Genomic DNA, 11142 nt, shown 5'->3' on the forward strand with positions numbered 1-11142 from the left:
AGTCTGTCATGGAATTTGAAGAAAAAACGCTTAGTCGAAAAGAAATCTATCAAGGACCAATATTCAAACTGGTCCAAGATCAGGTTGAATTACCAGAAGGCAAAGGAGTTGCCCAACGGGATTTGATTTTCCACAATGGAGCTGTCTGTGTTTTAGCAGTAACGGATGAGCAAAAACTTATCTTGGTCAAGCAGTACCGCAAAGCCATTGAGGCTGTCTCTTACGAAATTCCAGCAGGAAAATTGGAAGTAGGAGAAAATACAGACCCTATAGCAGCAGCTCTTCGAGAATTAGAGGAAGAAACAGCCTATACAGGGAAATTAGAACTCTTGTATGATTTTTACTCAGCCATTGGCTTTTGTAATGAAAAATTAAAACTATACCGAGCAAGCGATTTGACGAAAGTGGAAAATCCGCGTCCGCAGGATGAAGATGAGACCTTGGAAGTCCTTGAAGTTAGCTTAGAGGAAGCCAAGGAATTGATCCAATCAGGTCATATCTGTGATGCCAAGACCATTATGGCTGTTCAATACTGGGAATTGCAGAAAAAATAGAGGAGGTCAGTATGGGTAAACCTTTATTAACGGATGAAATGATTGAAAGAGCTAATAGAGGCGAAAAAATTTCAGGTCCTCCTTTGCTAGATGATAATGAGGAGACTAAGATTTTACCAACCTCTTCTTCCCGTTTTGGTTATGCCAATCCTAAGGGGCATGGCTTTAGCCAGGAAACCTTGAAGATTCAGGTCGAACCGTCTATTCATAAAAGCCGTCGCATTGAAAATACCAAGAGAAATGTCTTCAATTCTAAACTGAATAAAATCTTATTCGCAGTCATCTTTCTCTTGATTTTGCTTGTCTTAGCAATGAAACTGTTGTAATCGAAAAGGAAATGAAATGAAAATAGGAATTATTGCGGCTATGCCAGAAGAACTGGCTTATTTGGTCCAGCATTTAGAAAATGCCCAAGAGCAAGTTGTTTTAGGCAATACCTATCATACAGGCACCATTGCCTCGCATGAAGTCGTTCTTGTAGAAAGTGGAATTGGTAAGGTCATGTCTGCTATGAGTGTGGCAATTTTGGCTGATCATTTCCAAGTGGATGCTTTGATTAACACGGGATCAGCTGGAGCAGTGGCAGAGGGTATTGCTGTTGGGGATGTTGTGATTGCTGACAAATTAGCCTTTCATGACGTGGATGTCACAGCTTTTGGCTATGCCTATGGACAAATGGCGCAACAACCTCTTTATTTTGAATCAAACAAAACCTTTGTTGCCAAAATCCAAGAGAGTTTATCTCAATTGGATCAAAACTGGCATCTTGGTTTGATTGCTACAGGAGATAGTTTTGTTGCAGGAAATGACAAGATCGAAGCGATTAAATCTCATTTCCCAGATGTTTTGGCTGTTGAGATGGAGGGAGCAGCTATTGCTCAAGCAGCGCATGCCCTTAATCTTCCAGTTTTAGTCATCCGAGCTATGAGTGACAATGCCAACCATGAAGCAAACATCTCTTTTGATGAGTTTATTATCGAAGCTGGACGTCGCTCTGCCCAAGTCTTATTAGCCTTTTTGAAGGCCTTAGATTAAGCGGAAATTTGACAGTTTTTCTAGCTTATGATAAGATTTAAGTAAAGAAAAGCTAGAAAACGTTTCAGAGGATATTATGAGTATTGAAATGACCGTCAGTGAGATTGCAGAGGTCTTAGGATTATCTCGCCAAGCAATCAATAACCGTGTCAAAGAATTACCAGAAGAAGACACAGATAAAAATGACAAAGGGGTAACAGTAGTTACCAGAAGTGGCTTGATTAAGCTAGAAGAAATCTATAAAAAAACGATTTTTGAAGATGAGCCTGTCAGTGAGGATGTCAAGCAACGTGAACTGATGGAGATTCTGGTTGATGAGAAGAATGCAGAAATTCTCCGCCTTTATGAACAATTAAAAGCCAAGGATCGTCAGTTATCAGAAAAAGACGAGCAGATGCGTATCAAAGACCGTCAGATTGCTGAGAAAGACAAACAACTCGATCAGCAGCAACAATTGACCCTTCAAGCCATGAAGGATCAAGAAAATCTTAAGCTAGAGCTGGACCAAGCAAAAGAAGAAGTCCAATCCACTAAGAAAGGCTTTTTTGCTCGTTTATTTGGAGGATAATCAAGGAGCTGTTTAGGTTAAATGCTAACCTAATGGCTTCTTTTATTTCTAATCTAAATAGTATAGTTGCTCAATTAATACTCAATGAAAATCAAAGAGCAAACTAGGAAGCTAGCCGCAGGCTGCTCAAAGCACTGCTTTGAGGTTGTAGATAAGACTGACGAAGTCAGTTACATATATCTACGGCAAGGCGAAGCTGACGCAGTTTGAATTTGATTTTCGAAGAGTATAAAATAACAGTATAGGAGAGGTAGAAAATGGAACGATTAGAAGATTACATTGCTTTTGACTTAGAATTTAATCAGCATGAAGGACAAACACACTTGATTCAAGTATCGGCAGTGCGTTTTAGAGATGGTCGGGAAATCGACGCCTATGATTCCTATGTCCATACTAGTGTGCCTCTAAAAAGTTTTATCAATGGTTTGACTGGGATTACAGCCGAGACCTTAAAAGATGCTCCTCCAGTGGAGGAAGTCATAAAAGAATTCCAAGAGTTTGTGGGTTCTTTACCCATGGTAGGCTACAATGCTGCTAAAAGTGATCTACCTATTTTAGCGGATCATGGTTTAGATTATAGCCAGCAGTATAAGGTGGATTTGTATGATGAAGCTTTTGAACGTCGCAGTTCGGATTTACATGGTATTGCCAATCTCAAATTGCAAGCTGTTGCCTCGTTTCTTGGATTTCAAGGTCAGTCCCATAATAGCTTGGAGGATGCTCGGATGACGGCGCGTGTTTACGAGTCCTTCCTAGAGTCAGATCAAGCTAGAGAATTGTTAGAGGCAGAAAGTAGCTTATCAAACAATCCTTTTGGCAGCTTGGACTTGTCTCAATTATTTGACTAGGAGTGCCTATGAAACCTGAAAAACCTAAAAATCTAGGTTTTAGGAAAATCTACTTTAATCTAGATAAAATTCTCTTTCTCTTTTTCTTGATATTCATGATGATTGAGTTTGTCTGGTTACCACTTAATTCTTGGATTGCTGGACTGTTACTCCGTCAGACAGGCTATCTCTTTCTTTCCTACAACAATATTTTTGCCATTATAAAAGGGTCGCCATTTGTTAGTCTTGCTTTATTTGTTTTGGTAATTGCTAATTTACTGATTGCCTATTACCAGATAGGACTTCTCTTTATCGGAGCTCGCCATCTCCTCTATCATGAAAGGAGGACCTTGCTGGAGTACAGTCGCAAGGTCTTTCGTCAAAGTTTCTTGTTTATGAAGCAAGTGACGATTTCAAAAATGGCCTTTATTTTCTTTTATGTCATGATGCTCTTTCCATTGATTCGAAAGATTTTAAAGATTTATTACCTCAATAAAATTGTCATTCCGGAATTCATAGTAGCCTATGTAGAAGATAAGTACTGGTTGGTCGGTTTGGTAATCACTGTTCTAGCCTTGTTGCTGTTTTACATTTCAATACGTTTGATGTTTGCCCTACCCCAGCTTTTATTTGAGAAAAAAACAGTCAAAGAAGCAGTCAAATACAGTCTAGAAAAGACAAGAAAGCACTCCTGGTTTTATATTTGGAACTTACTCTGGATTATCGTCAAAACCTACCTATTTTTCATTCTTTTATTGATTCCAATATTAGCAAGTCAGGCACTGATGGATGGTCTGACTCATAAGGAATCTCTTGTACTGGGAATTCTTAACTTTGTCTTGATTAAGAATTTCCACTATATGGCCTTGACTTACTTTCTCATTAAATTTGTTTCCTTCTTAACAGGAGAAGAACTAGAAATTACACCAAGGAGAAAGAAAGACCACTGGATGAGATGGGGAGTGATGGGCTGTGCTTGTATCTTTTTCACTCTTGAGGGTTATGTTTATTTAGAAGCTCCAGTCGCCAATAAACCTTTAATCATTTCTCATAGGGGAGTATCCAATAAGAATGGTGTGCAAAATACCGTCCAATCACTAGAAAAAACCGCTCAGTTATCTCCAGATTTCGTTGAGACAGATGTTCAGGAAACAAAAGATGGCCAGTTTGTCATGATGCATGATGCCAATATCAAGAACCTGACAGGAGTTAATGCCAATCCACAGGATCTAACTTTGAAAGAATTAACCAAACTTGATATTTCAGAAAATGGTTATCATAGCAAGGTGTCCAGTTTTGATGACTATCTCAATAAAGCCAATGAATTGCATCAAAAACTCCTTATTGAGATTAAGACCAGTCGAAAAGATAGCCCAGATATGATGAAACGCTTTATGGGAAAATATGGAACTGTTCTTAAGCAGAATGGTCACCAAATGCAGTCCTTAGACTACCATGTGATTGACCAAGTGTTAGCCTACGATTCACAAATTCCAGTCTATTTCATCCTACCTTACAATAGTATTTTTCCAAGAACCAAGGCTACAGGTTACACTATGGAGTATTCAACTTTAGATGAAAATTTTGTCAACAAGCTTTGGAATACCGATCAGAAATTGTACGTTTGGACCATTAATAGTTCAGAGTCCTTTGATAAATCAGTTCAATTGGGAGCAGATGGCATGATAACAGATGACTTGGAAATGATTCAAGATCAAGTTACCATTGCTCAAGAAGACCCAGAGTATACTGAATTGCTTTTCAAACAGGCCATGGAATTTTTTAATTTTTAGTAATCAAAAAGAGGTTGAGCCAAAAAAAACCTCTAAAATAGTAAAAAAACGAGCATTGTATCAGTTGGATATGCTCGTTTTTTTAGTGATTTTATTTGGAAGCTAGTTTTTGCCCAGCCTCATTTTACTGGCTATTGAGTAGTTTTACTTTCTGAAGTTGGGGTATTGGACTGTTTTTCATTTTCAGCGGCAGGTTTACTTGGAGTAGGAGTGGAAGAATCCTGAGTTGATGTTTTCTGATCTTCTTTTTTCTCTTCCTTGACACTAGATTTTGGTGTTTCTTCTTGTTGTGTTTTTTCTTGAGAAGTGTTATTTTCCTTATTAGGACTAGTGTTTTCCTGAGGGGATTCCTTTTGAATTTCTTTGACAATGGTTGTCGTCTGGCTTGTCGTAGGTTCTTTTTTAGTATTTTTATTATTATCCAAGGCATTCATGATAGTGATACTTGCGGTAATTAAGCCGAGGATACTACCGATAGTGGCAACAGTTTTTTGAAAGACCGTGAAGCCTTTTTTGATGTGTTCTGTTTTTGGTTTTGAAGTTCTACGATAATTAGACATATATTCTCTCCTTTAATTAAAATTTATTATACCTCATTTCTTTAAAAAAATCTTAAAAAAAGAGGAATTGCCCTTTCTTGTCGCAAGCTCCGTTTCATGATACAATAGAAGGAGTGATTTTAGAAAGCGTGAGAAAACATGATTTACTTTGATAATTCGGCGACGACCAAGCCTTATCCTGAAGCCCTTGAAACCTATATGCAGGTGGCTTCAAAAATTTTAGGAAATCCATCTAGTCTCCATCGTTTGGGAGACCAGGCAACACGAATTTTAGATGCTTCCCGTCAACAGATTGCAGATTTAATCGGTAAGAAAAGCGATGAAATCTTCTTTACTTCTGGTGGGACAGAAGGAGATAACTGGGTCATCAAGGGTGTGGCCTTTGAAAAGGCTCAGTTTGGTAAGCACATCATTGTATCAGCCATTGAACATCCGGCAGTCAAAGAGTCAGCCCTCTGGTTGAAAAGTCAAGGATTTGAAGTGGATTTTGCTCCAGTTGATAACAAAGGATTTGTGGATGTTGAAGCTCTAGCAGATTTGATAAGACCTGATACGACCCTCGTTTCCATCATGGCTGTAAACAATGAAATCGGCTCTGTTCAGCCCATTGAGGCTATTTCAGAACTCTTGGCAGATCAGCCGACTATTTCCTTCCACGTTGATGCTGTTCAGGCACTTGCTAAAATTCCGACTGAAAAGTATCTGACAGAACGAGTGGATTTCGCGACCTTCTCTAGTCACAAGTTTCACGGAGTTCGAGGTGTTGGATTTGTCTATATCAAGTCTGGCAAGAAGATTACCCCTCTTTTAACAGGTGGTGGTCAGGAGCGTGATTATCGCTCGACAACTGAAAATGTGGCAGGGATTGCAGCGACAGCCAAGGCTCTCCGTTTGTCTATGGAAAAGCTAGATTTCTTTACTAGTAAGACAGGACAGATGAAGGCAGTGATTCGCCAAGCTCTTTTAGATTATCCAGATATATTTGTCTTTTCAGATGAGGAAGACTTTGCCCCTCATATCCTGACTTTTGGAATCAAGGGTGTTCGTGGTGAGGTCATTGTTCACGCCTTTGAAGACTATGATATTTTCATCTCAACGACCTCGGCTTGTTCGTCCAAGGCAGGAAAACCAGCCGGAACCCTGATTGCCATGGGAGTGGATAAGGATAAGGCCCAGTCAGCTGTGCGCCTTAGTCTAGACCTTGAAAATGATATGAGTCAGGTCGAGCAGTTTTTGACCAAGTTAAAATTGATTTACAATCAAACTAGAAAAGTAAGATAGGAGCATTCATGCAGTATTCAGAAATAATGATTCGCTACGGTGAGTTGTCAACCAAGGGCAAAAACCGTATGCGTTTCATCAATAAACTTCGCAATAATATTTCAGACGTTTTGTCTATCTATCCCCAAGTTAAGGTAACAGCAGATCGCGACCGTGCCCATGCTTATCTCAATGGAGCTGATTACACAGCAGTAGCAGAATCGCTCAAACAAGTTTTTGGAATTCAAAATTTTTCTCCAGTATATAAGGTAGAAAAATCTGTAGAAGTTCTGAAGTCTGCTGTCCAAGAGATTATGAAAGATATCTACAAGGATGGCATGACCTTTAAGATTTCTAGCAAGCGTAGCGACCACAACTTTGAACTCGACAGTCGTGAACTCAATCAAACACTTGGAGGGGCTGTATTCGAAGCTATTCCAAATGTGCAGGCTCAAATGAAGAGTCCTGATATCAATCTCCAAGTAGAGATTCGAGAAGAGGCAGCCTACCTTTCTTATGAAACTATTCGTGGGGCTGGTGGTTTGCCAGTTGGAACTTCAGGTAAAGGGATGCTTATGTTGTCAGGAGGGATTGATTCACCTGTAGCAGGTTATCTTGCTCTTAAGCGTGGGGTGGATATTGAGGCTGTTCACTTTGCTAGTCCACCATATACTAGTCCCGGTGCCCTCAAGAAAGCGCAGGATTTGACCCGTAAATTGACCAAGTTTGGCGGCAATATCCAGTTTATCGAGGTGCCTTTCACTGAGATTCAAGAGGAAATTAAGGCCAAGGCGCCAGAAGCCTACCTCATGACCTTGACGCGTCGTTTTATGATGCGGATTACTGACCGTATTCGTGAGGTACGAAATGGTTTAGTTATCATCAATGGGGAAAGTCTTGGTCAAGTAGCCAGTCAAACTCTTGAAAGTATGCAGGCTATTAACGCTGTGACCAACACTCCCATCATCCGTCCAGTTGTGACAATGGATAAGTTGGAAATCATTGACATCGCCCAGGAAATTGATACCTTTGACATTTCAATCCAGCCTTTTGAAGACTGTTGTACTATTTTTGCACCTGACCGTCCGAAAACAAATCCTAAGATTAAGAATGCAGAGCAGTACGAAGCGCGTATGGATGTTGAAGGCTTGGTTGAGCGAGCAGTGGCTGGGATTATGATCACTGAGATTACACCTCAAGCCGAAAAAGATGAAGTCGATGACTTGATTGACAATCTGCTCTAATCAGAAAATCCAAAAGAATAGCGAAAATCAGTAAAAAAAGTTAGTTTTTTCTCTAAAAATAGGTGAAAAACTGACTTTTTTTCTATTTTTATGATATAATGAGATAAAATTTTGAATATAGAGAGTTTTCTGACAATGAATCAATCCTACTTTTATTTAAAAATGAAAGAACACAAACTCAAGGTTCCTTATACAGGTAAGGAACGCCGTGTACGTGTTCTTCTTCCTAAAGATTATGAGAAAGATACGGATCGTTCTTATCCTGTTGTTTACTTTCATGATGGGCAAAATGTCTTTTATAGTAAGGAATCTTTTATTGGTCACTCGTGGAAGATTATCCCAGCTATTAAACGAAATCCGGATATCAGTCGCATGATTGTCGTTGCCATTGACAATGATGGCATGGGGCGGATGAATGAGTATGCGGCTTGGAAGTTCCAAGAATCTCCTATTCCGGGGCAGCAGTTTGGTGGTAAAGGGGTGGAGTATGCTGAGTTTGTGATGGAGGTGGTCAAGCCTTTTATTGATGAGACCTACCGTACCAAAGCTGATCGCCAGCATACGGCTATGATTGGTTCCTCACTAGGAGGAAATATCACCCAGTTTATCGGTTTGGAATACCAAGACCAAATTGGTTGTCTAGGGGTCTTTTCATCTGCTAACTGGCTCCACCAAGAAGCATTTAACCGTTATATCGAGCGACAGAAACTATCGCCTGACCAGCGCATCTTCATCTATGTAGGAACAGAAGAAGCAGATGATACAGACAAGACCTTGATGGCTGGTAATATCAAACAAGCCTATATCGACTCGTCGCTACGCTATTACCATGATTTGATAGCAGGGGGAGTTCATCTGGATAATCTTGTACTGAAAGTTCAGTCTGGTGCCATCCATAGTGAAATTCCTTGGTCGGAAAATTTACCAGATTGTTTGAGATTTTTTGCAGAAAAATGGTAAAGTAAGAAAGGAAAAAACGAAATGAATATTGAACATCTTAGCCACTGGAGTGGCAATCTTAACCGTGAAATGTACCTCAACCGTTATGGACATGCTGGGATTCCAGTTGTGGTCTTTGCTTCATCAGGTGGTAGTCACAACGAATACTATGATTTTGGCATGATTGATGCCTGTGCTTCCTTGATCGAAGAAGGTCGTGTCCAGTTCTTTACCCTATCCAGTGTAGATAGTGAGAGCTGGTTGGCCACTTGGAAAAATGGTCACGACCAAGCAGAGATGCACCGTGCCTACGAACGCTATGTGATTGAGGAGGCTATTCCTTTTATCAAGCATAAAACAGGTTGGTTTGATGGCATGATGACGACAGGTTGCTCCATGGGCGCCTACCATGCAGTCAACTTTTTCCTCCAGCATCCAGATGTCTTTACCAAGGTGATCGCTCTTAGTGGTGTTTACGATGCACGTTTCTTTGTCGGCGATTATTACAATGATGATGCCATTTACCAAAACTCGCCAGTAGATTATATCTGGAATCAGAACGATGGCTGGTTTATCGACCGTTACCGTCAGGCAGAGATTGTGCTTTGTACGGGACTTGGTGCCTGGGAACAAGACGGTCTACCATCTTTCTACAAGCTCAAAGAAGCTTTTGATCAGAAACAAATTCCAGCTTGGTTTGCTGAATGGGGACACGATGTCGCTCACGACTGGGAATGGTGGCGCAAACAAATACCTTATTTCCTCGGCAATCTCTATTTATAAAAGGAGCTACCTATGAATTACCTTGTTATTTCTCCCTATTATCCGCAAAATTTTCAACAGTTTACTATCGAACTAGCCAATAAAGGCATCACAGTCTTGGGAATTGGTCAAGAACCTTACGAGCAATTGGATGAGCCCTTGCGCAATAGCTTGACCGAGTATTTCCGTGTAGACAATCTTGAGAACATAGACGAAGTCAAACGAGCAGTTGCTTTTCTCTTTTATAAACATGGCCCAATTGACCGCATCGAGTCCCACAATGAATATTGGCTTGAGTTGGACGCAGCACTCAGAGAACAATTTAATATTTTTGGTGCCAAACCAGAGGATCTCAAAAAGACTAAATTTAAGTCTGAAATGAAGAAACTTTTCAAAAAAGCAGGTGTTCCTGTGGTACCTGGAGCTGTTATCAAGACGGAAGCAGATGTTGATCAAGCAGTGAAAGAAATCGGTCTTCCAATGATTGCCAAACCTAATAATGGAGTGGGAGCAGCCGCAACCTTTAAGCTTGAGACAGAAAACGATATCAATCACTTCAAGCGAGAATGGGACCATTCGACCGTTTATTTCTTTGAGAAATTTGTCACTTCCAGTGAAATTTGTACCTTTGATGGTCTTGTGGACAAGGATGGAAAGATTGTCTTTTCAACGACCTTTGACTACGCCTATACACCGCTTGATCTCATGATGTACAAGATGGACAATTCTTACTATGTGCTCAAGGATATGGACCTCAAACTGCGCAAGTATGGTGAGGCTATTGTTAAGGAATTTGGGATGAAAGAACGTTTCTTCCATATTGAGTTCTTCCGTGAGGGAGACGATTTTATCGCTATTGAGTACAATAACCGCCCTGCAGGTGGTTTCACTATCGATGTTTATAACTTTGCGCATTCTTTAGACCTCTATCGTGGCTATGCAGATATTGTTGCAGGAGAGGAGTTCCCAGCGTCAGAATTTGCATCTCAGTATTGTTTGGCTACATCACGTCGTGCAAATGCCCATTATGTCTATTCTGAGGAGGACTTGCTTGCCAAATACAGCCATCAGTTCAAGGTTAAGAAAATCATGCCAGCGGCCTTTTCAGAACTTCAAGGAGATTACCTGTATATGCTGACAACTCCGAGTCGACAAGAAATGGAGCAGATGATTGCAGATTTCGGACAACGTCAAGAATAAGAACTCTCGGATTAAGGAAATTCACTCCCTTAATCCTTTTGCTTTTTTATACTCTTCGAAAATCTCTTCAAACCACGTCAGCGTCGCCTTATCGTAGGTATGGTTACTGACTTCGTCAGTTCTATCCACAACCTCAAAACAGTGTTTTGAGCTGACTTCGTCAGTCTTATCTACAACCTCAAAACGGTGTTTTGAGTAGCCTGCGGCTAACTTCCTAGTTTGCTCTTTGATTTTCATTGAGTATTACAATAAATAAAATCGCTTTTTTATATAATCTTTTGGGAAAGTAGTTGCTAAAAGATATAAAAATTGATAGAATAAGAATTATCTAAAAAATTTTAAGGAGAATCTAGCAAATGGATTTCACATGGGCACTGAAGTATGCCACTGAATTTTTGGG

At 40.1% G+C, this 11142-nt stretch carries 13 protein-coding genes; 11 read left to right on the plus strand and 2 right to left on the minus strand.

From position 1 onward, the window contains the following. Positions 1-8: 8 nt before the first annotated feature. From HT689_RS06480 to HT689_RS06505, 6 genes are all read left to right on the plus strand, one after another. The gene (locus tag HT689_RS06480; protein WP_125454427.1) at positions 9-554 is read left to right on the plus strand and encodes an NUDIX hydrolase; all 546 of its coding nucleotides are present in this window, start codon (positions 9-11) and stop codon (positions 552-554) included. Between the two features lie 11 nt (positions 555-565). Then, positions 566-880 (plus strand): cell wall synthase accessory phosphoprotein MacP, encoded by a 315-nt coding sequence (macP, locus tag HT689_RS06485; RefSeq protein WP_000517867.1) that lies wholly within the window; start codon positions 566-568, stop codon positions 878-880. Between the two features lie 16 nt (positions 881-896). Continuing rightward, on the plus strand, positions 897-1589 hold the full coding sequence (locus HT689_RS06490) for a 5'-methylthioadenosine/adenosylhomocysteine nucleosidase (RefSeq protein WP_173226475.1): 693 nt from the start codon (positions 897-899) through the stop codon (positions 1587-1589). Positions 1590-1665: 76 nt separating this feature from the next. Continuing rightward, a complete protein-coding gene (gene rocS / locus HT689_RS06495) occupies positions 1666-2157 on the plus strand; it encodes a chromosome segregation protein RocS (protein ID WP_000021242.1) in 492 nt (163 codons plus the stop codon). 257 nt (positions 2158-2414) lie between these two features. Beyond that, complete coding sequence (locus HT689_RS06500) at positions 2415-3005, plus strand: 3'-5' exonuclease (RefSeq protein WP_049524933.1); 591 nt, start codon at positions 2415-2417, stop codon at positions 3003-3005. Between the two features lie 8 nt (positions 3006-3013). Then, positions 3014-4777, plus strand: coding sequence for a glycerophosphodiester phosphodiesterase (locus tag HT689_RS06505; RefSeq protein WP_049524932.1), 1764 nt, complete (start codon positions 3014-3016; stop codon positions 4775-4777). A 131-nt stretch (positions 4778-4908) separates the two neighbouring features. On the opposite strand, the gene HT689_RS06510 is transcribed toward HT689_RS06505, so the two are convergent. Beyond that, the gene (locus HT689_RS06510; protein ID WP_173226477.1) at positions 4909-5337 is read right to left on the minus strand and encodes a DUF6556 family protein; all 429 of its coding nucleotides are present in this window, start codon (positions 5335-5337) and stop codon (positions 4909-4911) included. 138 nt (positions 5338-5475) lie between these two features. On the opposite strand from HT689_RS06510, the gene HT689_RS06515 reads away from it, so the two are divergent. The 5 genes from HT689_RS06515 to HT689_RS06535 all read left to right on the plus strand — a co-directional run bounded on the left by HT689_RS06515 (position 5476) and on the right by HT689_RS06535 (position 10742). After that, positions 5476-6618 (plus strand): cysteine desulfurase family protein, encoded by a 1143-nt coding sequence (locus HT689_RS06515; protein ID WP_173226479.1) that lies wholly within the window; start codon positions 5476-5478, stop codon positions 6616-6618. 8 nt (positions 6619-6626) lie between these two features. Further along, complete coding sequence (gene thiI, locus HT689_RS06520; protein WP_173226481.1) at positions 6627-7841, plus strand: tRNA uracil 4-sulfurtransferase ThiI; 1215 nt, start codon at positions 6627-6629, stop codon at positions 7839-7841. 135 nt (positions 7842-7976) lie between these two features. Then, complete coding sequence (locus tag HT689_RS06525; RefSeq protein WP_120770027.1) at positions 7977-8801, plus strand: alpha/beta hydrolase; 825 nt, start codon at positions 7977-7979, stop codon at positions 8799-8801. Positions 8802-8822: 21 nt separating this feature from the next. Then, complete coding sequence (locus HT689_RS06530) at positions 8823-9563, plus strand: esterase family protein (RefSeq protein WP_173226483.1); 741 nt, start codon at positions 8823-8825, stop codon at positions 9561-9563. 12 nt (positions 9564-9575) lie between these two features. After that, positions 9576-10742, plus strand: a complete 1167-nt coding sequence (locus HT689_RS06535) for an ATP-grasp domain-containing protein (protein WP_173226485.1) — start codon at positions 9576-9578, stop codon at positions 10740-10742. A 21-nt stretch (positions 10743-10763) separates the two neighbouring features. Here the strand turns inward: HT689_RS06535 and HT689_RS09765 are convergent, their stop codons facing one another. Then, complete coding sequence (locus tag HT689_RS09765; protein ID WP_240148131.1) at positions 10764-10979, minus strand: hypothetical protein; 216 nt, start codon at positions 10977-10979, stop codon at positions 10764-10766. Positions 10980-11142 lie beyond the last annotated feature (163 nt).

This window comes from Streptococcus sp. 2342 (genome assembly GCF_013276795.1).
In the GTDB taxonomy this organism is placed as follows: Bacteria; Bacillota; Bacilli; order Lactobacillales; family Streptococcaceae; genus Streptococcus.

What these genes read in the sequence shown, in the direction of transcription:
- HT689_RS06525 (WP_120770027.1), top strand. Translation starts at nt 7,977, where the DNA reads ATGAATCAATCCTACTTTTATTTAAAAATGAAAGAACACAAACTCAAG.
- HT689_RS09765 (WP_240148131.1), bottom strand. Translation starts at nt 10,979, where the DNA reads ATGAAAATCAAAGAGCAAACTAGGAAGTTAGCCGCAGGCTACTCAAAA.
- HT689_RS06515 (WP_173226479.1), top strand. Translation starts at nt 5,476, where the DNA reads ATGATTTACTTTGATAATTCGGCGACGACCAAGCCTTATCCTGAAGCC.
- HT689_RS06505 (WP_049524932.1), top strand. Translation starts at nt 3,014, where the DNA reads ATGAAACCTGAAAAACCTAAAAATCTAGGTTTTAGGAAAATCTACTTT.
- macP (WP_000517867.1), top strand. Translation starts at nt 566, where the DNA reads ATGGGTAAACCTTTATTAACGGATGAAATGATTGAAAGAGCTAATAGA.
- HT689_RS06500 (WP_049524933.1), top strand. Translation starts at nt 2,415, where the DNA reads ATGGAACGATTAGAAGATTACATTGCTTTTGACTTAGAATTTAATCAG.
- HT689_RS06530 (WP_173226483.1), top strand. Translation starts at nt 8,823, where the DNA reads ATGAATATTGAACATCTTAGCCACTGGAGTGGCAATCTTAACCGTGAA.
- rocS (WP_000021242.1), top strand. Translation starts at nt 1,666, where the DNA reads ATGAGTATTGAAATGACCGTCAGTGAGATTGCAGAGGTCTTAGGATTA.
- HT689_RS06510 (WP_173226477.1), bottom strand. Translation starts at nt 5,337, where the DNA reads ATGTCTAATTATCGTAGAACTTCAAAACCAAAAACAGAACACATCAAA.
- HT689_RS06535 (WP_173226485.1), top strand. Translation starts at nt 9,576, where the DNA reads ATGAATTACCTTGTTATTTCTCCCTATTATCCGCAAAATTTTCAACAG.
- thiI (WP_173226481.1), top strand. Translation starts at nt 6,627, where the DNA reads ATGCAGTATTCAGAAATAATGATTCGCTACGGTGAGTTGTCAACCAAG.
- HT689_RS06490 (WP_173226475.1), top strand. Translation starts at nt 897, where the DNA reads ATGAAAATAGGAATTATTGCGGCTATGCCAGAAGAACTGGCTTATTTG.
- HT689_RS06480 (WP_125454427.1), top strand. Translation starts at nt 9, where the DNA reads ATGGAATTTGAAGAAAAAACGCTTAGTCGAAAAGAAATCTATCAAGGA.